The following is a 22,543-nucleotide window of genomic DNA, read 5'->3' as shown; positions in this document are numbered from 1 at the left end:
TCGCTGCGTCCCTATAGATCGTCAGCGATTGGCCGGTTCGGTCGTGGTATCCTGCTGGCGCTCGCCCTTCAGGACCTGTCCGTGCTGTCTGAGCGTCAATGCCACGATCTTGCCGCCGCCATCGCGCGCAAAATCGATCTCTGCGCCGACCTGTTCCGCGACGAAGATATCCTGTTCGACTGGCGCGAGTTTGAGTGGTCGCTGGTTGGTCCCCTGCACATTGAGCCGTCCGTCCGCGACGAAAATACGTAGCCCGAACTTTTGCGTCAGCGGATAGAGTCCGGCATAGTCCGGGAGTTGCGCGTCGGTCGGCGTCCACTTGCTCGCTGTCGCCGGAAGCGGATCAATGCGTTTGGCCTCGACTGCGCCTCCATCCTGAAACCAGGTGAATCCATAGCTTCCGTCCGCCTTGCGCTTTGGCCGCAACACTGCGTCAAACGCGTGCGGATAGAAGTCGCCCGCGCTGTCGTAACCCATCTCGAATTCGCTCTGGCCGTCGGCCTGGATGGTCAGACCGCTGTTCTTGTGCCGCAATTCGATGCCGAGGCCGCCCTGCAGGCGATACTTGCCCACCAGGGCGTCGATCAGCTTGGCATCGGCGTCCATCGCGATGCGCGGTGCGCCGGCCGAGCGTGACGTGTCCAGCAGGTGAAATCCCAATTGTCCGAGGCCGCCGAGCGTGACCAGGGACGTATCGCTCAGCACGACCACGGCGCGCTTCGCGTCACGATCGAAACCTGCGAAGGACGAGTAGCCGCCGGTCGCGCCTTCATGAGAGGCCACGGCATGTCCGTTCATGATGAGCAGATTCCAGTTCATGCCCATGCGGTGTCCGTCGACATGCGTAACCTCTTGCTGCGTCAGTGCGAGCGCCGGCGTGATCGCGCTGTCGCGGGTGCCGAGTTCACCTTCCATGTAGCGCAACATGTCCGCGAGCGTTGCGCGCACTCCGCCGACGCCGGCCATGTCTGGATGAAAATCCCAAGGCGGCGCCGCCACGCCGTTGGGATGATGGCCTTGCGCCAGATGCACCTGCGGCGGGCGCGAGGCCACATAGGTCTCGTTCATGCCGAGTGGACCGAGCAGGCGTTCGCGAAGCAGCGTCTCGTAATCCTTGCCGGCGCGCTTGGCGAGCGCATAGGACAGGACGATTATCGCCGGATTCGAATATTCCCATTTCGAACCTGGCTCGCGCGTCAGCTTGATCGCGGCCAGAGTATCGAGCAGGTCGCGCTCGGTTGCACCGGCATAGGGATCACTGGGGTCCGGCGGGCGATAGTCGGGAAGGTTCGCGGGAATGCCCGACGTATGCGTCACGATTTCGCCGAGGGTGATCTCGTGGCCGTTGAATGACGGCACGCTTGTGCCCGGCGGCAAAAGTTTCGCGATGGGATCGTCGAGCGCGATGTCGTGCGTTGCGATCAGCTCCGCGAGCAATGCCGCGGTCATCGTCTTGGTGACGGAGCCGATTTCGAACGCCGTGTGGTCGTCATAGGGACGCGCGGATTTGGGATCGGCGCAGACGTAAGCTGTCGCGACGCTCCCGTTGTCGATCACGCCGGCGGCAACGCAGGCGCCGGTACGATCGCCGGTGAAACGCAGCGACAGCGCAGCCTTGAGATCGCTATCGCTGATGGCGAACGTGGGCGACGTGCCGAGCACGACCGCCAAAACAAGCCAGAACCAGACCTTCATGGTTTCTCGCGACCTCGACTTGCAGCCATGCCCCGCCACTGGCCAGATGTTACACCATGTAACGCTACGAATGATCGCCGAGACGGTCAAGTCGTCTGCAACGGACCTGGAGCAAGTGTCGCTTTTTTGACTGCGCTTAATCGTGCCATCGCGAAAGACGTGACATTCTCCCTGCCCATACTGCGCTCTTCAATTGCAAAGGAGCGCAAATGCCCGCGAAACCAACCATCGTTTTCTGTCACGGCATCTGGGCCGACGGCTCGTGCTTCAGCAGGGTCATTCCGGCATTGCAGGCTGACGGGCACGAGGTGATCGCCGTTCAATATGGTCTGGACTCCTACGAAGAGGACCTTGCGACGGTGAAGCGCACGCTCAACCGTGTTGGCAGCCCGGTCCTTCTCGTCGGTCATTCCTATGGCGGCGCCACCATCACGGGCGCGGGCACCGATGAGCGCGTGGTCGGCCTTGTCTACATCGCTGCGGTCGCGCCGGATGCCGGCGAAACCGTACAGGACCAGCTCGAGAAGTATCCGTCGGATATTTTCTCGCGCGTCGAGGTCGCGGATGGGCGGGCCTGGCTGCTTCCAAACGGCACCGAGTTCTTCTGCGGCGACCTTTCCGCGGCGGAGCAGAAGCTGGTGTGGGCGACGCATTATGCGCCGGTCGCTAATCTGTTCCAGCAACAGAAGCTCACCTCCGACAAGGTTGCGTGGAGGTCGAAGCCGAGCTGGTATATTCTGGCCAAGCAAGACCACACCGTGCATCCCGATCTGCAACGCTGGGTCTCCAAGCGCATGGGTGCTGTTGTCACTGAGATCAACAGCAGCCACGTGCCGATGCTCTCGCAGCCCGACATCGTGATCGACGTGATCCGCAAGGCCGCGGCCGCCGTTCAAGAGAGCTGAACGCAACAAGCGATATATCGCCAGCGCAGGAGATGTCGCTCGCAGGGCGGCCTCTTTCTCGTTTATGAGCTGCTGTCCGACGCCAATCCCGTCCTGCGCCGCAAATCCGTGATCGCGCGCAAGAAGCTGTCGGCCGGCGTCGTCTCCGGATCGATCAGCCGGTGCAGGCGAAATCCGTCTTCCAGCGCCAGCACGACGGAGGCCATCCAGGGCGGGTTCAGCGTCTCGCCCCTGGCGTTGTCCTTCAATGTCGCCTCGACGATGTCGGCGATCAGCTTGCGCCGCGCGCGCAGCCGCTTGGCGAGCTCGGGCCGGCGCTTCTCGGCGCGCGCGACGAACAGGATCATCTCGATATGCAGCAGCGGCGAGCGGGCGAGGGGATCCTGCCGGGCACGATCCATTGCCTTCAGCGCGGCGATGAAGTCGTCGAGGCTCTTGTGTTGCGCGAGGATCTCCATGTTGCGCCGGATCGATCGCTCGACGTGATCCTCGAGCATGGCGAAGATCAATTCGTCCTTGCTTTTGAAGTTCGAATAGAACGCGCCGCGGGTGAAGCCGGCCTCTGCCGCGATCGCCTCGATGCTGGCGCCGCCGATGCCGTCTTGCTCGAACACGCGGGCGGCCGCCTCGAACAGCTTGTCGCGCGTGTCGTCCCTGGTCGGCCTGGTCCTCACCCTTGACATCGCCCCAGTTTAGGGCAGAATGCAACTCGATACAACAATGTATCGAGTTGATGATTTACAGGGATGGTTACGCTGAGGCTTGTGGGGCTGCCTCGCGTATCGTGTCATGCGGCAACCGATGTCGAGGTCACCATGAACGAGCAAGTGCAACCCGCAGGCGATCCGCTGTTCAATCCGCTGGCGCCGGACTTCATCCGCAATCCCTATCCGCATTACGACCGGCTGCGCACGATCGATCCGATCCACGAGACGCCGTTCGGCCAGTTCGTCGCCAGCCGTCACGCCGAGGTCAGCCTCGTCATGCGCGACAAGCGCTTCGGCAAGGATTTCGTCGAGCGTACGACGCGCCGCTATGGCCCCGACATCATGAAGGAGCCGGTGTTCCGCAGCATGGGCAATTGGATGCTGCAGGCCGATCCGCCCGATCATACCCGCCTGCGCGGCCTCGTCGTGAAGGCCTTCACCGCCCGCCGCGTCGAGGACATGCGGCCGCGCATTCAGCAAATCGTCGACCAGACCATCGATGCGGTGATCGATCGCGGCCACATGGACCTGATCGAGGATTTCGCCTTCCGCCTGCCTGTGACCATCATCTGCGACATGCTCGGCATCCCCGAGGATCACCGCGAGGTCTTCTACAAGAGCTCGCGCGACGGAGGGCGGCTGCTCGATCCCGTGCCGATGACGGCCGAGGAGATCGCGAAGGGCAACGCCGCCAACGCGATGGCGCAAATGTACTTCCAGCAGCTGTTCGAATTGCGCCGCCGCAGTCCCGCCGACGATCTCACCACCCAGCTGGTGCAGGCCGAGGAAGACGGCAACAAGCTCACCAATGAGGAGCTGACGGCCAACATCATCCTGCTGTTCGGTGCCGGCCACGAGACCACCGTCAATCTGATCGGCAACGGCCTTTTGGCGCTCCATCGCAATCCCGACCAGCTCGCCCTGCTGAAGGCGCGGCCGGACCTGATCACCAACGCGATCGAGGAGTTTTTGCGCTACGACTCGTCGGTGCAGATGACCGGCCGCGTCACGCTGGAGGAGATCGACGATCTAGGCGGCAAGCGGATCCCCAAGGGCGAGAGCGTGCTCTGCCTGCTCGGTTCGGCCAATCACGATCCGGCGGTCTATCCCGATCACCCTGACAGGCTGGACATCACCCGGCCCAACGTCCGGCCGCTGTCGTTCGGTGGCGGCATCCATTTCTGCCTGGGGGCCCAATTGGCGCGCATCGAGGCCGAGATCGCCATCGCGACGCTGCTGCGCCGGCTGCCCGATCTGCGCATTGACGACGTCGAAAACCCGGCATGGCGGCCGACCTTCGTGCTGCGCGGGCTGAAGCACCTGCCGGCGAGCTGGTGATAGCCGTCAGCGCTGGTCCCGCGCGTACTCTTCCTCATCCTGAGGAGCCCGCCCAAGGCGGGCGTCTCGAAGGATGGCCGCGGGCGGGGGCCTCTATGGTTCGAGACGGCGCTTGCGCGCCTCCTCACCATGAGGGTCTCGCGCTAGCGTTAACCTCCGTGCGCAACAGTCGCTGTGACTTCGCCACACTTCCCCTTATATAAGGGGAAGTTCCGGCGCGCCTGAAGCTTGGTTGTAGGCTTGGGTTTGAAAGGCTTGGGTTTGACCCGGGTGCCGGCTTGGCCGAGGGGAGACCCGTGCAGACGACGCTGCTCGGATTGGCAATTGCCTTTATCTTAGCGCTGCTGGCCGCGCTGATCGGGCCTCATTTCGTCGACTGGAACCAGTTCAGGCCCCAGTTTGAGGCGGAGGCGAGCCGGATTATCGGCGTGCCGGTGCGCGTGGCGGGCGAGCTCGATGCGCGGCTCTTGCCGGCGCCGACGTTGAGGCTGCGCTCGGTCACCTTCGGCGGCAACAACGATCTCGGCCGGCTGCGGGCCGACAAGCTCGACGTCGAATTCAGCCTGAGCTCCCTGATGCGCGGCGAATGGCGCGCCACCGAGCTTTCGGTCGGGGGCATGGCGGTGGATCTCGGCCTCGACGCCAGGGGCAAGGTCGATTTGCCGTCCACCGCGAGCGGCGCTTTTAATCTGGCTTCGCTCGCCATCGAACGGCTGAACCTCACCGGCCGCATCGCCCTCCATGACGCTGCCAGCCGCTCGACGCTGGAGCTCAACGACATCGTCTTCTCCGGCGACGTGCGCTCGCTCGCCGGCTCCGTGCGCGGCGATGGCAATTTCACGGCCGCAGGCACACGCTACCCGTTCCGCGTCTCCTCCGGTCCGAGCCCAGACGGCAGCGCCACCCGTCTCCACCTCAACATCGACCCCGGCGAGCGCGCCATGCTGGCCGATCTCGAAGGCATGCTCGCCTTCGACAATCGCCAGCCGAAATTCGATGGCGCGCTGACGCTGGCGGTGCCGCCGGCAAAGAAGCCGGGCGAGGCGGGGCCGATGCCCTGGAAGCTCACCGCAAAATTCAAGGCCGATCCGGCCGGCGCCAAGTTCGACCAGGTCGACGCGAGCTTTGGCCCGGAAGATACCGCGCTGAAGCTCGGCGGCGTCGGCGATCTCAGGTTCGGCACCTCGCCGCTGCTGCGCGCGGTGCTGTCGGCGCGGCAGGTCGATGCCGACAAGCTCTCCGGCCGTGACGATGCCGAGCCGCTGCGCATCTTGCCGGCGTTGCGCGCAGGTCTCGCTGCGATTCCGCAGGCGCCGATCCCGGCGCAGATCGAGTTCAACTCCGACCAGATCATGCTGGGTGGCCGTCCGCTCCAGAACATCACGGCCGAGTTGCAGACCGACGGCCGGTCCTGGACCTTCCAGCGGCTCGAGCTGCGCGCACCTGGCATGACACAGCTTTCGCTCAACGGCGCCACGCCCGGCGCCGACAGTTTCAGCGGCCGGCTCAGCGTCGAGTCCTCCGATCCCGATACGCTTGCAGCCTGGCTCCTGGGCCGCAATGAGGTGAACCGGCGCAGCACGCGGCCGCTGCGCCTTGCCGGCGACGTGACGATCGCCGCCAACCATCTCGCCATCAACAAATTGAAAGCCGACATCGAAGGCGGCGCCGTCGAGGGCCGCATTGCCTTCGTGCAGACCGGGGCCAGCAAAGGCTCGCGGATCGACGCCGAGCTCAAGGCCGACCGGCTCGATCTCGATGCGGCCGCGAGTTTTGTCCGCGCGCTCGCCGGACCGCAGGGCGAATGGCCGGAGGAGGCCAAGCTCTCGCTCGATATCGGGCGCGCGATCTCGGCCGGACAGGAGCTGCGGCCGTTCGCGGCCAGGCTAGGCTACGGTCCGACCTCGCTGTCGCTCGAGCAGTTGCGCTTCGGGCAGGCCAGCGGCGTGACCACGGAGGCGAGCGGCAGTTTTGATCGCACCAGGGCCACCGGCAAGCTCACGCTGAAATCCTCCGCCAATTCGTTGGGCGATCTCGCGGCCCTGCTGGAGCCGATCTCACCCGCGTTGCGCGCACGCTTCGATGCGATCGCGCCGTTGCCGGGCGCAACACGCCTGAAGCTCGACCTCAGCCTCGACCAGAACGCCGAACATGCCGATCGCAGTGACGCGCGCGCCGTGTTCGACCTCGATGCGCCGCAGCTCAAGGCCAGCGCCACGCTCGCCGCGCAGATGCCGGTGGCGGCGGTCAACGGCATCGACATCGAAAAATTGCGCAACAGCGACTTCACGCTGGAGTCGAAACTGTCATCGTCGCAGGCCGCTTCGCTGACGGCGCTGCTCGGCCTCGATCGCATGGTCGCCGCAGGCGAGGGCGCCTCGCAGATCGAAGGCAAACTGAGCGGCGCGTGGCGCCGGCCGTTGCAACTGAACGCTAGGCTCAGCGGCGGCGGGCTGGATGCGGATGCGCAAGGCAGCGTCGAATTGTCGGCGCCGGAGCCGAAGGCCAGCGTGAATCTACGTGTGCGCAACGCCAATCTGGCGCCGCTGTTCGGGACCAGCCCGGCCGACAAATCAGCATTGAATGTGAGCCTGTCCTCCCGCGTCGGACTATCAGGCAATCGCCTGACCTTCGACGATCTCGACAGCACCGCTTTCGGCTCGCATCTGCGCGGCCGTCTCGCCATGACGTTCGATCAGGAGAAGCGCGTTGACGGCGAATTCGGGCTCGACACGCTCGATCTGATGCCCGCGCTCGCGCTTGCCGTCGGTGCGGCCGGGCGTGACAGCGGCGAGCCGCTGAGCGCCGGTCTCGTCAGCGGCTGGCGCGGCCGGATCGCGTTCCAGGCATTGCGCGGCAGCTTGCCGGGTGGAATCGAGATGCGTCCGTTCAGCGGAACGGTCAAAGGCGATGGTCAGTCGCTCGCGCTCGATGCACTCAAGGGCGGCGTCGGTGGCGGCGAGATGACCGCAAGCCTCGATGCGCGCAACGGCGCCAACGGTCTCGCGCTGAACGCGCATCTCGATCTCACCAATGTCGATGCGGCGTCGCTGCGTTACCGTGATCTCGCGCTCCCTAAGGGACGCGCCTCGGTGCAGATGACGCTGACGAGCCAGGGCCGCAGCGTCTCGGCGCTGACCGGCGCGCTCGCCGGCAATGGCACGGTGACGCTGGACGCGGCGGAGATCAGCGGGCTCAATCCGCGCGCCTTCGAGATCGCCATCCGCGCCAGCGACGGCGGGCAGGTGAGCGACGACAACCGGTTGCGTCAGCTCGTCGAGCCCGCGTTGTCGGCCGCTCCCATTACTGTCGCCTCGGCGCAGATTGCGTTCACGATCCGCGACGGCCGCCTGCGCGTCGGCGCAACCCCGCTCGAGGCGAAGAACGCACGTGCCATCGTCTCCGGCGGTTACGATATTCCCGCCGACCAGGCCGATATCCGCGCCAGCCTGACGCCGATCATGACCGGGCTCTCCGGCGCGCCGCCGGAGATCCAGCTGTTCGCGGCCGGCCCACCCGACAAGCTCAGCCGCACCGTCGATCTCACCCCGTTGTCGTCGTGGCTTGCGGTGCGCACGATCGATCGCGAGACGCGAAGGCTCGATGCCATCGAGCGCGGCGAGCCGCCGCCGGCGACCGCCGCGCTGCCGACGCTGGTCTCACCCGAGCCCGCGCCGGAGCCGTCGCTGACCGATGTGCCAATGCCCGGCCGCGATCCGCGCCGCGCGCCGCCGAAGGTGAGAGTTGAGCCCAAGGCCGCGCCGATGCCGAAGGCGCCGCTTGCTGCCCCCGCCGTGCCGAGCCCGCCGCTTGCGAGCCAGCAGGTCGCGCCCCTGCCGCCGCCGATCGACGTGCGCCCAGCCCCGGGCCCGCCGCCCGCAAAGCCCCGGCCGAAGCCGCCGCTGGTCCTGACGCCGTCGAATCCCTGAAAAAGTGGCTCTTTCGCTGCCGCCGCGGCGCGGTCGTAAACACATTCGCTCGCATTTGAATGAATTTTGCTCGGCAAAACTGAACTGCCGATTTTACTGGATTTGCGCGTTTGTTCTCTAGGCTCTGGTCCAGAGGAATTCGGCGTCCTGCCCGCACAAGCAGGATTGCTACCAAGAACTGGGGTTATCGAGATGAACGGGGCACCAACGCTTCTGCAGGATCTGGACGACGCGATCGCGCGCGGCACCGACGAAAGCCGGGCGAAGGCGTTGTGGCATGCGACCGATCTTTTGATCACCGGTCGCTACGTCGATGACGAGATCAGCATGTTCGGCGAGGTCATCGGCCGGCTTGCCGACGAGATCGAGGTCGCCGCGCGGGCGCAGCTCTCCGAATTGATGGCGGGCTGCGATCATGCTCCGCTCAACGTCATCGAGAAGCTCGCTCTGGATGACGAGATCGAGGTCGCCGGCCCCGTGCTGCGCGAGTCGACCCGGATCGACGAGAAGGTGCTGGTCGAGAGCGCCATGACCAAGGGCCAGGCGCATCTGCTCGCGATCTCGCAGCGTAATGCGATTGGCGAGGCCGTGACCGACGTGCTCGTCAAGCGTGGTAACCAGGAGGTTGTTACCTCGGTTGCCAGGAACGAGGGCGCGCGCTTCTCCGGCTCGGGCCTGCTGCACATGGTCCGCCGCGCCGAGGGAGATTCGATTCTTGCTGAACAACTTGGCCTGCGCAAGGACGTGCCGCGCCACATCTTCCAGCAGCTCATCTCCAAGGCGTCCGAAGACGTCCGTCGCCGGCTCGAGACCGAGCGCCCCGAGATGATGTCGCAGATCCAGAGCTCGGTGACCGAGCTCACCGGCGATCTGCAATCGAAGTTCGGCCCGTCCTCGCGCAGCTATTTCGTCGCCAAGCGCGTGGTGACGACGCAGTACCGGCAGGGCAATCTCAACCAGGTCTCGATCTCGAACTATGCGCGCCAGCATCGCTTCGACGAGGTGCAGATCGGCCTCTCGCTGCTGTCGTCGCTGCCGGTCGACGTGATCGAGCGCGCGCTGATGGACCGCAACCGGGAGATGATCCTAGTGCTGTGCAAGGCGCTCGACTTCTCCTGGGACACGACGATGTCGCTGTTGTTCCTCGGCGCCAAGGATCACCTGATCACGGCGCGCGAGCTCCACGACAACGAGCGCGATTTCGGCCGGCTCAAGATCGAGACGTCACGCAGCATTCTGAAATTCTACCAGTCGCGCAAGAACAGCGCCGGCACCGATCCCGCGACGGGTCGTCAGCCCGAGCTCCAGGTTCACTGAACGGGACATCGAGGGAGTATTTGCAATGTTGCCTCAATTCGGCACCGCAGTTCGCAAGAACAAGAGCCTCGCCACGAACCCTACCGCCGACATCGGCGGAGCGGCTCCGGAGAAGGCCACGGTCGACGCCGCATGGCTCGTGCTGGAAGCCGCCAACGATCTCGGCGACCACGCCGCGATCGAGGCCTGCCGCCGCGTCATCGATGCCGAGCTGAACGGCACGGTCGCCGCCAGCGCGGATACCGATCTCGTGCTGGGATATTTCCGGTAACGAACGTAAGATCTGATCCGATCCATCTCTACCTTTGCGTTTATATCCGACATGATGTAGCCTCCACTTGCGGGCGCACGAGAGTGCGGTCGCGGGCAATGGGGTTCGGAGCGGTCGCTATGGGGCGGCGTGTCTTCCTTGTTGGTGGTTCGGAACGCCCGCGCGAGCGCCGCGCATTGTCATTTGCACGAAAATTTCTTGAAGGCCTCCGGTGCTGCGCGCAGCGCCATCGGGGCACACGATTGCTGATTGCGATGTAGCGACGGCATTCACGCCGTCATGATTGAGAGCTTCACCCTGATTGGAGCCGATGATGACATTTGATGTGCGCGTATCATTGATTGCCCTCCTATCCCTTCTTGCCGCTTTCACGGCCGCATCGGCTGAAGACAAGCCCGCGTCGGGCAGTCCCGTCCATCTGCAGCAGGGCTGGAGCGACGAGACCGCCGATCGCTGGCATTTCATCTCGCAGGGAACGGCGCTGATCCCCTATGAATGGTTCGTCGCGCTGGAGCAGCCGGGACAGCCTTCCGGGCAAACCGCATTGATCAAGGCGCCCGAGAATTTGCAGCGTCTGGGTTTCCTCCCCGAACCCGTCAACCCGACCAACAATCCGGACGGTCTTGCGATCGGTCTTTACAGCACGCCGGTCGACCTTCCCGACGGCAGGCACGCGTGCTGGAAAGGCAACTGGCTCGGTCTCGGCTGCGCCGGCTGTCATACCGGGCAAGTCAGCTATCGCGGCCAGCAGATCCGCATCGAGGGCGGTCCTTCCCATATCGATATCGATTCATTCGTGGGACAGCTGGTCGGGTCCATAACCGCTGTCCTGCAGAATCAGGACGGGGCCGGACAGCGCTTCATGGCGCGGGTGAAGGCACCGCCTGCCGACGTGCGGAAGGGATTGCAATGTTTCGGCGGCGTCCTGCAGGCGGCCGCGAAGTTCAACCAGATCGTCGGCGGAAACTCCGGCGATACGGCGGGCGGGGCGGGCAGGCTGGACGCGCATGGCGCCGGCTTGAACCAGCTGCTGGCCGGGCCGTTCAGGCTGATGACCGACCCGTCGGACATCGGCGAGACCAGCAATTATGCGCATTTGACCGCGCCGGTGCGATACCCGGCGCTGTGGGACACGCCGCGCTTCAACTGGGTGCTCTACAACGCCTCGATCCGTCAGCCGCTGACGCGCAACATCGTCGAGGCGCTCGGTGTGCTCGCGCCGATCAAGCATGACGCGACGATGATCACGCCCGACGTGCTGCATGGGGTCCAGATGGAGAATGTCGTGTGGGGACAGCGGAAGCTGATGGATCTGCGCTCTCCGCGCTGGCCCGAAGCCATGCTCGGTGCACTTGACCACAAGCGGGCGCTGCGCGGTCAGCTTGTCTATGCCAGCGCGTGCGCGAATTGCCACGAGGCTGCACCTGTCGAAGCGGCTTCCGGGGCCTGCGGCGAGATCCAGATCCCGCTGGTCGATCTCCGCAAGATCGGCACCGATCCCGAGCAGGCGACGACGTTCAACAGCCGCAGAATCGCGCTGTCGAAGATCGGCGGCCCGGACGCGATGTCCAACTACAAGGCCGCCGAGGTTCTCACGGGAAACATCGCTGCACAGTGGATCGGTCGGTCCAAGGACAACGCGGCCAGCGCCGCCGAGATCAATTGCGGCCGTCCAAACCAGTACCGGGCGCCGCTCGCGTACCGGGCAAGGCCGCTCAACGGCATCTGGGCGATGGCGCCCTATCTGCACAACGGCTCGGTGCCGTCGCTCAATGATCTCCTGCTGCCGCCAGGGCAGCGGCCAAAGATCTTCTATGTCGGCAATTGGGAGTTCAATCCGGACATCGTGGGATACGACATGAAGGCGGAGATGCCGGGCGCGTTCCTGTTCGACACGAGCATGCGCGGCAACTCGAATGCCGGGCACGTTTACGGAACGGATATGACCGAGGGCGACCGCAAGGCGCTGATCGAATATCTCAAGACGCTCTGAGCGGTCGCTTTAGTCCTTGCAGCAGGTGAAGCAATAATAGGGGCAAGTACCGTCGGCGAAGGACGCATGCAGCTGCGTGCCTGGAATGCCGGCGAACTCGTGCGAGACGCCGAGCAGCACCCGCGGCACGATCTCGTCCGCCAGCGCCGTTCGTCGCGCGCCGTCGAGCTCCAGCGCGCGCGCCACATTGGCGGTGATGTCGTCCTCCCGGACGAGGCGCAAGCGCGACCGGGCGAGGGACTCGCGCGGATACACGTCCTTCGACCGGTCTTCGAAGCACGCCATCAGGAAAGCGCCGCCCGGCCTGAGCACGCGGTGGACCTCCTCCAGAAAGCGTCCCATGTCGCCATAATGCTGCGCGCTCTCGACGTTGACCACGACGTCGAAACTCTCGTCCGCGAACGGCAGGCTGAGCGCATTGCCGACGCGGAATGCGAGATTGTCCTGGTCGGCGTAGCGCGCCTTGCTGAAGCGGATCGCCGGCTTGCAGATGTCGAGCCCGGTGTAGCTCTCCGGATGGAGATATCGCGCGATGTAGGACGCGCCGCCGCCGCGGCCGCTTCCGACCTCGAGCACATCCTTGCCCGCGATTTCAGAACCCGACGCCACGTGATGATAGAGCTGGATCGCATAGCGATCGGGCTCGTCGACGGCTTGCAGCGCGACCTGCTCGCCGTTCAGGGAGGCGTAGCCGTAGTTGAGGAATCGGATCGCGGCCCCCCTGTCGAGGTTGCTCAGCAGGGAGTACCAGGTGTTGGTGAAAAGCTGGCGCGCGGCGCGCGAATAAAACAGTTTTACGACGGCCGCGTGGATCGGGCTTGCCGCTGTCGGATACGGATCCTGCTTCACGGATGAATACTTTCACGCGAAAATGGGGAACGCTTCCACCATAAAGCATGAGCCAACGCCCTTGACGCGTCAACAAGGGCGACGCTTGCCTGCCACGATTGACTTCATTCCTTGGGGGGATATACTTTAGGTTTAGTACAGATAATGCTGGACCCCGCGCGATGACTGGGCAGGTTGCTGCCTGGTTGGAGAAGGTCGGCCTCCCTCAATACCTGAAGTCCTTTTCCGACCACGGCATTGATTTCGACATCCTTTCCGAGATTACGGATCGCGATCTCGCGACCATGGGCGTCGTGCTTGGGCACCGGCGCAGGCTGCTGCGTTCGATTGCCGAACTCGACGTTCCGAAGGCGCGTCTGCTCGCACCGACGATCGACGCGGGTGCCGAGCGCCGACAGCTCACGATCATGTTCTGCGACCTGGTCGGTTCGACGGCGCTATCGCAGCAGTTCGATCCCGAGCAGATGCGCGAGATCCTGCAGGCCTATCGCGAGGCTGCGACCGCGGTCATCGCGAGCTATGACGGCATCGTCTCGCGATTGGTGGGCGACGGCATCCTGTCCTATTTCGGCTATCCATCCGCTCACGAGGACGATGCCGAGCGCGCGGTGCGCGCAGGGCTCGAGATCACCGCCGCGGTCCAGGCCATCGACGTCCAGCCGGGCCTGCGGCTGGAGGTGCGGATCGGGATTGCGACCGGGCTCGTCGTCGTCGGCGATCTCTTCGCAATGGGCGCCTCGAGCCGGCTCGAGGTGATCGGCGAGACGCCCAACCTCGCAGCGCGGATGCAGGCCTTCGCCGAACCGGGCTCCGTCATCATCGCGTCCTCGACGCGCCGGCTGCTCGGCAATCTGTTCGAGCTGAGCGCGCTCGGCACCCGCGCGATCAAGGGGTTCAGCGAGCCGATCGAAGTCTGGGCGGTGGAGCGTCCATCGCCGCTCGCGAGCCGCTTCGAAGCCTATCGCTCCGCAGGCCTCGCCGGTTTCGTCGGCCGCGAGCACGAGCTCGACCGGCTGGCCGAGTGCAAGCAGCGGGCCTGGCGCGGCCAGGGCCAGGTCGTGCTGATTTCTGGCGAGCCCGGCATCGGCAAGTCGCGGTTAGCTGCGCATTTTCTCAATGAGCGGGTCGCGGCGGAGCCGCACATCCGGCTGCGCTATCAGTGCTCGCCGCATCATCGTGCCAGCGCGCTCTATCCCGTCATCACCCAGCTGCAGCGGGCGGCGAAGCTCGGCGCCGGCGGCGGCAACGCCCAGCGTCTGCGCAAGCTCGAAGCGCTGCTCGGGCGCAACGATCTGAAGACGCCGACGCTGGTGCCGCTGTTTGCGGATCTGCTGTCGATTGCCACCGACGGATGCTATCCGCCGCTCGACTGGACGCCGCAACAGCTGCGGCGCAACACGCTTGCGGCGCTGATCCAGCGCTTGCAGCGCCTGTGCGCCGAGGCGCCGGTGGTGTGTATCGTCGAGGATTTGCATTGGGCCGATGCGACCTCGCTCGAGCTGCTCGGGCTCGCGGTCAGGTTGGCCGACCAGCTTCGCCTGCTGCTCGTGCTGACGTTCCGCGACGAATTCACGCTGCCATGGATGGGCCCGGCGAATTTGACGACGCTGCAGCTCGGACGGCTCAAGGAGACCGACGTCCAGCACATGATCGCCGAGGTGATCGGAAGCCGCGCGGTCCCGTCCGAGCTGGTCACGCAGATCGCGACGCGGACCGACGGCATCCCGCTGTTCGTCGAGGAGCTGACGCGCACGGTGCTGGAGATGGGCGTCCTCGAAAAGGGGGCGGGCGGACGCTACAGGATGGCCGGCAGCCTGCCGCGCCTGTCGATCCCGACAACGCTCCAGGATTCGCTGATGGCGCGGCTCGACCGGCTCGGGCCGGCAAAGGAGGTCGCGCAAGTGTGCGCCGTCATCGGCCGCGAATTCTCCGACGTGCTGTTGCGTGCGATCTCGGACAAGGACGATGCCGAGCTCGATACCCGGCTGGCCCAGCTCGAGGCCGCCGAATTGATTTTCCGCAGCGGGGCTGCGCCCGAAAGCGTCTATACGTTCAAGCATGCGCTGGTGCAGGACACCGCCTATGAAAGCCTGCTCAGGAGCAGCCGGCGGCGATTGCACGAGCGGATCGCAGCCGTGCTCCAGGAGAAATTCCCGGACGACGCCGCAGCAGCGCCCGAAATTGCCGCGCATCATCTCACGCAGGCTGGTCTCGTTGAGGACGCCGTCGAATGGTGGGGCAAGGCGGGCGACCGGTCCTTGCGCAGCTCGGCCTATCCCGAGGCGATCGCGCATCTGACCAAGGCCATCGGTCTTGCCGAAGGCTTGAGCGAAAGCCCGGCGGGGCAGAGCCGGCGGCTGCAATTGCAGATCGCCTATGGCAATGCGCTGATCGCAACACGCGGCTATGGCGCGCCGGAGACGTCGGTCGCATTCGCACGTGCGCGCGAGCTCGCCTCGGGGCTCAAGGGCGCGCCCGAACGGTTCGCCGCGACCTACGGCCTGTGGGTCGGTAGCCTCGTTCGCAGCGAGCTCGGATCGATGCAGGAGCTCGCGCAGGCCTTCCTGCACGATACCGCCGACCGGCCCGACGCGCCGGAGGCGGGGATCGCCCATCGCGTCTGCGGCATGACCCGCTGGTTCGAAGGCAATTTCGCCGATGCCAAGCAGCATCTCGAGCAGGCGCTCACGATCTACCGCGATGAGCACGATCGCAATCTCGCGTTTCTGTATGGCCACGATTACGGGATCGCGGCGGCGATCTATCTTGCGCTGGTGCTGTGGCCGCTCGGCGAAGTCGATCGCGCCGAGCAACTGGCGCAGGAAGCGATCCGCCGTGCGGCCGACAGCGGCCATGTCGCGACGATGGTCTACACGCATTTCCACAAGATCGTGCTCGAGGCGGTGCGCGGCAACCCTGAAGGCGCGAGGCCCCATGTCGATGCCGTGATCGAGCTCAGCCGCGAACACGGACTTCTGCTCTACACACGGGCCGGAAAATTCTGGAACGGCTGGATCCGCTGCCGTCTCGGCGAACGCGCGGCCGGGCTCCAGGAGATGGAGGACTCCATCGCGCTGCCGCTGGTCGGGAAGATGGCGACCGGGCTCTACGTGCCCTTGACCTGGACGCTGCTCGCGGAAGCCAAGGCCGACGAGGGGCAGTTCGACGAGGCGCTCGCGATCCTCGACGAACAGCTCGTCGAGGTGGAGCGGACCGGACAGGAATGGTTCACCCCGGAGATCCAGCGTTGGCGCGGCGAGCTGCTGCTGCGCAAGGATCCCATCGATATCGTCGCCGCGGAGGCGGCGTTCATCCAGGCCATCGAGACCGCACGGGCGCAGCGCACTGCGACGTACGAGCTGCGCGCAGCGCTCTCGCTTGCCAGGCTGTATCAAGCGAGCGGAACGGATGCGCAGGCGCACAGCGTGCTCATGCCAGTGGTCGGGATGTTCACCAACGCACAGGAGTTGCCGGAGATTTTCGAAGCACGGGCGGCCATGGAGCGTTCCAGCAAGACCAGCGCATGCGCAAACCCATGCGACTGAAAAATTTTTTGTACTTTGCCGATTTCGTCTTCTATCCCCTCGCGAGCGCCGCGCTGGTCGCGGTCGCGATGCTCCGGAAAGAGCCGCTGCGCTGGGACGAAGCGGCGGTCGGCTTCGCAAGCGGGTTGTTGCTCTGGAGCCTTGCCGAATACGTCATTCACCGGTTCGCGCTGCATGGTCCTGCCTATCTGGCCGCCTTGCACGACATGCACCATTCCGACCCGCGCGCACTGGTCGGCTCGCCGCTGTGGCTGAGCCTGGGATCGATCTGTTTGGGATCGCTGCTGCCGGTGTGGCTGCTGGTCGGGTTTGGCAGCGCCTGCACCGTCACGGCGGGACTGATGCTGGGCTACATCTATTTCGGCGCGCTTCACCACATCATCCACCATCGCCCCGTGAAGCGCGGCGGCTATCTCTGGCGCCTGAAGCGCCGCCACACCCGCCATCACTACGGCAAGCGGCCGTGCAATTTCGGCGTGGTCACCAGCATGTGGGATCGCGTCTTCGGAACGTTTTGTTCCGAATGACGGCTCAGCCGCAATTCCAGATCGCGCCGATCGGCGTCCGGGTCCAGCACGGACCGAAGCTGCCGCCATTGTAGCGGGACCCGCCAAAACCGGGCCGGCCGAAATAGCGCCATTCGCCGTCGATGAAGCGGTAATAGCTCGGCACGGGATCGATGTACCAGGGGCGCTGGTTCTCGCGCGCGTAGCGACGAAAGCCGTTCTTCTGCATGTAGATCGGCTGGCTGTTGCTCAGCGGCTGGCGATAGCCGGGCAGGAAGCCGTAGCCGTGCCAGGCTTGCTTGGGCTTCTTCGCAACGGGCGCGGCAGGCGCAACGACCGGCAGCAGCGACAGGATGGCAGCAACAAATAAACACAAGAGGCGCGACATGATTGGACCATAGACAGTCGATTGCCGGAACGCCATTCAAATTCGGGTGGGATTTATTTTGCGGCTCGCTTCGAACATGGCCGCGAGGTCCGGTGAGGGTTACAAGTCGAGGAGTCTTAGATCGACGAAGAGGGGTGCCCAATGGTTGAACGTCCCCGGAGTCAGGCAAGCGCGCAACAGGCAGGCTTTGCCGGCGTCACCCGCAAGATTCTCGAACGTCTTCCAATGCCCGGCAATCAGGGCCTCATGGTCGTCGAGGTCACCTATCCGCCGAGCGGCGTTGCTCCGCTTCACCGCCATCCCGTTGCCGGTGCAATCTACATCATCGAAGGCGTTGCCGAGTCCGCTTATGGCAGCGACGAACCGCGGCAATATCGCGCGGCGAGACGCTGCAGGACCGGGCGGATCTTCCGCACACGCACTTTCGTAATTGCGACCCGGACCATCCGCTCCGCTTCCTGACCATCTACGTGCTTGAACCCGGACGCTCCTACACACTGGAACCCTAAGAGTCTGCAGGGCGGGCTGTCGTCGCGTTCTCCCAGATACAAAAAGGCCTCGCCGAAGCGAGGCCTCCTTGTTTCACAGTGCTGGTACGAACTAATCGTCGTCCCAGTAATGGCGACGGATCACGACGCCGCGGTCATAATCGCGATCGTGGTGGTACCAGCCATGATGCCAGCCACGGTTATGCTCGTAGATGCGCGCGCGCGGGCCGTCATAGTAGTCCCTGTCGCCGCCGACGTAGATCCCGATGCCCGCCGCATTGGCGATGGTAGGGGCACCGATTGCGAGCGTCGCGACCGCCGCAAGAGCGTAAGTCAGCTTCTTCATCTGTTCCTCCTTCTGCATCGTCCGAGGGTCAACTTCTGCCCCCTGTCGGCTGTTGCAGGAACCAGCGAGAAACTTTCTTGAATGGCTGTTCAGGTTTCACACGCGCCATCGTGAGAAAGCCAGAAACGCATGTTGCGCTTTGCTCGAACTGGAACCTCGTGTCGGGTCGGATCGCCGGCCAATCAAAGGCTCACATGTCGGAACCGCCGTCGATTTTGATCGTGGAGGACGAATATCCGCTCCAGGGTGTGCTCGAGAACGTGTTGGCGGACGCAGGCTTTGCTGCCGACATCCTTTCGTCCGGCGAGGAGGCGATCACGGTGTTCGTCGCGCGCGGAAAGAATCACAAGGTGCTCGTGACCGATGTCTATCTTGGCGGCAAGCTGAATGGCTGGGATCTCGCCCGGAGAATGCGAGAAAAGGATCCGACCCTTCCGGTCGTGTACATCACGGGCAGCGCCGGTGCAGCATCGTGGAGGTCTCAAGGCGTCCCCAACAGCATGCTCCTCGAAAAGCCGTTTCACCCCGATCAGCTGGTCGCGGCGCTCATGAAGCTGCGAGCTGCCGGCATCTCATGTATCACCGTCTGATACGGTAGATCACGACGTCCCCGCCGTGATGCGTCGTACTCCTTTCAAGCACATAGTTCGACTTCTCCAGCACGCGCCGCGATGCGCTGTGCGCGAAGAAGGAGAGGCCGATGAGGGAGGGCAATTTCAGGTGTGACAGCCCGATGTCGGTCAGCGCGGTCGCGATCTCGCTCAAATCCCTGGCCCCAAACATCGCGCTTGAACGTGTAGGCAATTTCGATCTCGTCCACGTTGTCCACGATGATGTGCCGAATTCCCGCCCGTCCGGCGAAGGCGCCGTCCTTCGTTCGCAACGCCCAGATGGTCCTCGCGCAATCGCTCGGCGGTCAACCTGTCGGTGCTGAAATGATCCATGGAGGCAGATAGCTGCTTTCGTGCCCTATCGTCGATCGGTTTCGTGGTACGAGGCCTTGCGGTATCAGCAACGGCTGGATCGTTTTGATTCAACGTCGAGCCCGTGCTCCAACTTGGCTGCGCTGAGCGCCGCAGCCAGCTCGTCGATATGATAGGGTTTCGGTAAAATCTGGATACCCGCCAGTTCGGCCTCGTGAACCGCGGCCTCGGAATATCCGCTGGTGAGAAGGACGGGCAGGTCGCTTCGCCTTCTCTTGATCTCCCGTGCAAGCTCGACCCCGTTCATGCCACCGGGCATCATGACATCGGAGAAGATGAAGTCGACGGCACGGCCGTCGGCCAGGGCACCGAGTGCGGCAGCGCCGCTCGCAGCGCGCGTCACCTCATAGCCGAGTTGCCCGAGCATCTCGCTCACCAGTGCGGCAACCTCGTCATCGTCCTCGACCAGAAGGACTCGGCCATGGTTGCTCTTCGTCGGTCGCACCATGTTGAGATCGATGAGATGCCGTTCTCTGGAAGGAACGCTGTGCGATCGCGGTAGATAAAGCTCGATGCTGGTGCCTTTACCAACTTCGGATCGAATGCGGACGTTTCCGCGCGACTGCGTCGCAAATCCATGGACCTGGGCAAGCCCAAGCCCCGACCCCTTGCCGATCTCCTTGGTGGTGAAGAACGGCTCGAAAACGCGCGACAGGATCTCCGGCCCCATGCCGACGCCAGTATCGATGACGGACAGGCGCACGTAATCCCCGGCGATCTGCTCGTCGTTCAGGTCGGGCAGGTTTTCCCCGCGCACGACAATCGTGCCGCCGTTGGGCATGGCGTCGCGGGCGTTGACGGCGAGGTTGAGGATCACGAGCTCGAGCTCGCCGGGATCGACTTCCACCGGCCAGAGCGTGTCGGGAAAGTCGAATTCGACATGCACGTCGCCTCTCAGGCTTCGATCGAGCAGTTCGCGCATGCCGCCCATCTGCGAGGCGACGTCGACGGGCTCCGGCCGGAGCGTCTGCCGGCGCGAGAACGCCAGAAGTTGCCGGGTCAGGCTGGCCCCGCGCTGCGCGGCCTGGACCATTCCGTCCATCAGGCGACGACGGCGGGCAGGATCCGTCTGACGGTCGAGCATGTCGAGGCCACCGGAAATGACCATCAGCAGATTATTGAAGTCGTGCGCAACGCCGCCGGTCAGCTGGCCGAGGGCTTCGATCTTCTGGGCCTGGCGGAGCGTCTCCTCGACCCGGGCGCGCTCGTTCATCTCCAGGCGCAATTGCTCGTTGGCCTCCTCCAGCGCACGAGTGCGCTCGACCACCAGTTTTTCAAGCTGCTGAGCGGTCTGCTCGCGCGCCTCGAGCAAGGCCCGGATTTCATATTGACGTCCCCGGGCGCGCATTGCCGACTGAATGGCGCTGGTCAGCGTCATCGGCTGGACCGGCCGCTCGAGCAGCGAGACGTTGCGGAGCAGCGCGACGATGCTGCGGCGCCAGGCGACGACGGCAGGCTGCTCGCGATGGCTGGTGAGGATGACGAAAGGGAGGTCGGACCACGGCGGCTGGTTCGCGATCCATCTTGCAAGCTCGGACGTGTCTTTCCCGAACAGACCCTCTTCGGCCAAAAAAACGACGCCGACGCCGGCGGTCATCTCGTTGACGAGATCAGAGAGATTTCGGCAGTTGATCGCGGCAAGGTTCGCGCTGCGGAAGAGCTCGGCGGAAGCCTGCCCGTCGCGGCCGATCGGAGCGAATATGAGAACCTGTTGATCGCGGTCTGCGCTCATCCGGCGGACCCTTCCGGCGTCGCCTTGCCGGTATATTGGGGATTGCCGGAGAAGATGCCGCTGAACTCCCGGAGCGGCGGGCCGAGCTTGATGCCGGCGCTGCCGAGGCGAAATTCGCGGATGGTGTGCTCATGATGGCCGCTGCGCTTCTTGACGACCGATAGAGCACGCCGCACAGTTCCGGCCAATTCGAAGTAGCGCAGCATGACCACGGCATCGCTCAGATAGCTGATGTCGAGCGGCGTATCCATGGGACCGACCAGCCCGTGCTGCGCAAGAACCAAAATCGTCAGTACGCCTTGCTGCCCCAAATAGGTCAGGAGTTCATGCATTTGCAGGATGAGAAACCGCTCGTCCGGCATCGCAGCCAGGTAGCCGTTGAGACTGTCGATGACGACGACGCGAGCATTGTCGATCTCGACGCTTCTCCGCACGTTTGCGGCGAATTCGCCTGGCGACAGCTCGGCCGGATCGATCTGTTGAAACCGGATAAGTCCGGACTCGACATATTTTTCCAGAGGCAGGCCGAGCGTTCGGGCCCGCGCCTCGACCGTGCTGCGACCTTCGTCGAACGCAAAGAAGGCGGCGTGCTCGCCACGTTGGGCCGCTGATGTTGCATAGGTGAGCGCAACGGACGACTTGCCGACCCCGGCAGCCCCAATGAGAAGTGCGTTGGTGCCGCGCTCGAGGCCGCCTCCCAGGAGCTGATCGAGCTCGGCGTTGCCGCTGGGCGTGAGTTCACCGGGAAAGGACTTGTGATGTTCGGCCGCGACCAGGCGGGGGAAGATGCGCAAGCCACCCGCTTCGATCGTAAAATCATGGAAGCCACCGCGAAACTTGATGCCGCGCATCTTGATCACGCGAAGCCGGCGCCGTTCCGCGCCGTAGTCGATGGCGAGCTGTTCGAGCATCACAACGCCGTGCGCAATCGAATGCAGTTGCAGGTCGTCCTGGGACGAGGAGAGATCGTCGAGCAGCACCACAGTGCACTTGCGGTTGGTGAAGAAGTGTTTCAGCGCCAGAACCTGGCGCCTGTAACGCAGCGGGTTCTGGGCGAGGAGACGCAGTTCGGACAGGCTGTCGAGTACGACGCGGGTTGGATTGATGCGCTCGACCTCCTTGAACACGAGATTGGTCGTTTCGCTCAACTCCATTTCGGCTGGATGGAAGACCGTGAGCTCGCGGTCCGGATCGAGCGTCGTCTCCGGTGGCACCAGTTCGAAGATGTCGACGCCCTCGAGCGACCAGCCGTGCCGTTTCGCCACGAGATTCAGCTCGCGCTTGGTTTCGGACAGGGAAATGTAGAGCACGCGTTCGCCACCACGGGCCCCTTTCAGCAGGAACTGGAGCGCCATCGTGGTCTTGCCGGTGCCGGGCCTGCCCTCGTACAGGTACATCCGGTTGGCATCGAAGCCCCCTCCGAGGATGTCATCGAGCCCTTCGCTGCCTGTCGAGACCCGCGGCAAATCTTTGGGCTCACCGTCTTGAGGGGTGCCAGCTTTACTGATCATCGAACTTCCTGACGCTTTTACCCCGAAAAGGGCGTCATCG

18 protein-coding genes are annotated in these 22,543 nt (G+C 64.3%); 10 read left to right on the top strand and 8 right to left on the bottom strand.

What is annotated here, in order from left to right; all coding sequences use genetic code 11:
- Positions 1-21 precede the first annotated feature (21 nt).
- Entirely contained in the window at positions 22-1,695 is a 1,674-nt protein-coding gene (locus tag K3F49_RS05900; protein ID WP_234679942.1) for a serine hydrolase, read from the bottom strand.
- A 209-nt stretch (positions 1,696-1,904) separates the two neighbouring features.
- On the opposite strand from K3F49_RS05900, the gene K3F49_RS05895 reads away from it, so the two are divergent.
- Positions 1,905-2,600: an alpha/beta fold hydrolase gene (locus K3F49_RS05895; protein ID WP_234679941.1), complete on the top strand. Its 696-nt coding sequence runs from the start codon at positions 1,905-1,907 to the stop codon at positions 2,598-2,600.
- A 62-nt stretch (positions 2,601-2,662) separates the two neighbouring features.
- Here K3F49_RS05895 and K3F49_RS05890 read toward each other — a convergent pair whose 3' ends face one another.
- The gene (locus K3F49_RS05890) at positions 2,663-3,283 is read right to left on the bottom strand and encodes a TetR/AcrR family transcriptional regulator (protein WP_234679940.1); all 621 of its coding nucleotides are present in this window, start codon (positions 3,281-3,283) and stop codon (positions 2,663-2,665) included.
- A gap of 132 nt (positions 3,284-3,415) precedes the next feature.
- Between K3F49_RS05890 and K3F49_RS05885 the strand changes: the two genes are divergently transcribed.
- The 5 genes from K3F49_RS05885 to K3F49_RS05865 all read left to right on the top strand — a co-directional run bounded on the left by K3F49_RS05885 (position 3,416) and on the right by K3F49_RS05865 (position 12,155).
- Positions 3,416-4,645 carry a cytochrome P450 gene (locus K3F49_RS05885; protein ID WP_234679939.1) on the top strand — a complete coding sequence of 410 codons (1,230 nt, stop codon included), beginning with the start codon at positions 3,416-3,418 and terminating at the stop codon, positions 4,643-4,645.
- Between the two features lie 296 nt (positions 4,646-4,941).
- Positions 4,942-8,574, top strand: a complete 3,633-nt coding sequence (locus K3F49_RS05880; RefSeq protein WP_234679938.1) for an AsmA family protein — start codon at positions 4,942-4,944, stop codon at positions 8,572-8,574.
- A gap of 192 nt (positions 8,575-8,766) precedes the next feature.
- A complete protein-coding gene (locus tag K3F49_RS05875) occupies positions 8,767-9,891 on the top strand; it encodes a DUF2336 domain-containing protein (RefSeq protein ID WP_234679937.1) in 1,125 nt (374 codons plus the stop codon).
- A 25-nt stretch (positions 9,892-9,916) separates the two neighbouring features.
- On the top strand, positions 9,917-10,162 hold the full coding sequence (locus tag K3F49_RS05870) for a hypothetical protein (protein ID WP_234679936.1): 246 nt from the start codon (positions 9,917-9,919) through the stop codon (positions 10,160-10,162).
- A gap of 313 nt (positions 10,163-10,475) precedes the next feature.
- The gene (locus tag K3F49_RS05865) at positions 10,476-12,155 is read left to right on the top strand and encodes a di-heme-cytochrome C peroxidase (protein WP_234679935.1); all 1,680 of its coding nucleotides are present in this window, start codon (positions 10,476-10,478) and stop codon (positions 12,153-12,155) included.
- 9 nt (positions 12,156-12,164) lie between these two features.
- On the opposite strand, the gene K3F49_RS05860 is transcribed toward K3F49_RS05865, so the two are convergent.
- On the bottom strand, positions 12,165-13,004 hold the full coding sequence (locus K3F49_RS05860; RefSeq protein WP_234679934.1) for a class I SAM-dependent methyltransferase: 840 nt from the start codon (positions 13,002-13,004) through the stop codon (positions 12,165-12,167).
- A gap of 161 nt (positions 13,005-13,165) precedes the next feature.
- Between K3F49_RS05860 and K3F49_RS05855 the strand changes: the two genes are divergently transcribed.
- Both K3F49_RS05855 and K3F49_RS05850 read left to right on the top strand, forming a co-directional pair.
- Entirely contained in the window at positions 13,166-16,549 is a 3,384-nt protein-coding gene (locus K3F49_RS05855) for an AAA family ATPase (RefSeq protein WP_234679933.1), read from the top strand.
- Complete coding sequence (locus tag K3F49_RS05850) at positions 16,528-17,076, top strand: sterol desaturase family protein (RefSeq protein WP_234679932.1); 549 nt, start codon at positions 16,528-16,530, stop codon at positions 17,074-17,076. The genes K3F49_RS05855 and K3F49_RS05850 overlap by 22 nt, the downstream gene beginning before the upstream one ends.
- Before the next feature lie 4 nt (positions 17,077-17,080).
- Here K3F49_RS05850 and K3F49_RS05845 read toward each other — a convergent pair whose 3' ends face one another.
- Complete coding sequence (locus K3F49_RS05845) at positions 17,081-17,443, bottom strand: hypothetical protein (RefSeq protein ID WP_234679931.1); 363 nt, start codon at positions 17,441-17,443, stop codon at positions 17,081-17,083.
- Positions 17,444-17,584: 141 nt separating this feature from the next.
- Here K3F49_RS05845 and K3F49_RS05840 point away from each other — a divergent pair, with 141 nt between their 5' ends.
- Entirely contained in the window at positions 17,585-17,905 is a 321-nt protein-coding gene (locus K3F49_RS05840) for a cupin domain-containing protein (RefSeq protein WP_234679930.1), read from the top strand.
- A 138-nt stretch (positions 17,906-18,043) separates the two neighbouring features.
- Here K3F49_RS05840 and K3F49_RS05835 read toward each other — a convergent pair whose 3' ends face one another.
- Entirely contained in the window at positions 18,044-18,277 is a 234-nt protein-coding gene (locus K3F49_RS05835) for a hypothetical protein (RefSeq protein WP_234679929.1), read from the bottom strand.
- A gap of 77 nt (positions 18,278-18,354) precedes the next feature.
- Here K3F49_RS05835 and K3F49_RS05830 point away from each other — a divergent pair, with 77 nt between their 5' ends.
- A complete protein-coding gene (locus tag K3F49_RS05830; RefSeq protein ID WP_234679928.1) occupies positions 18,355-18,867 on the top strand; it encodes a response regulator in 513 nt (170 codons plus the stop codon).
- Here the strand turns inward: K3F49_RS05830 and K3F49_RS39620 are convergent.
- From K3F49_RS39620 to K3F49_RS05815, 3 genes are all read right to left on the bottom strand, one after another.
- The gene (locus K3F49_RS39620) at positions 18,857-19,081 is read right to left on the bottom strand and encodes a hypothetical protein (RefSeq protein WP_452100495.1); all 225 of its coding nucleotides are present in this window, start codon (positions 19,079-19,081) and stop codon (positions 18,857-18,859) included. The genes K3F49_RS05830 and K3F49_RS39620 overlap by 11 nt on opposite strands.
- A gap of 204 nt (positions 19,082-19,285) precedes the next feature.
- On the bottom strand, positions 19,286-20,992 hold the full coding sequence (locus tag K3F49_RS05820) for a response regulator (protein ID WP_234679927.1): 1,707 nt from the start codon (positions 20,990-20,992) through the stop codon (positions 19,286-19,288).
- Positions 20,989-22,503: an ATPase domain-containing protein gene (locus K3F49_RS05815; protein WP_234680580.1), complete on the bottom strand. Its 1,515-nt coding sequence runs from the start codon at positions 22,501-22,503 to the stop codon at positions 20,989-20,991. The genes K3F49_RS05820 and K3F49_RS05815 overlap by 4 nt, the downstream gene beginning before the upstream one ends.
- Positions 22,504-22,543: the final 40 nt, after the last annotated feature.

Source organism: Bradyrhizobium monzae (assembly GCF_021458635.1).
Lineage (GTDB): Bacteria > Pseudomonadota > Alphaproteobacteria > Rhizobiales > Xanthobacteraceae > Bradyrhizobium.
Note: the sequence above shows the minus strand (reverse complement) of the source record. Positions and strands in the feature narration are given on the sequence as shown.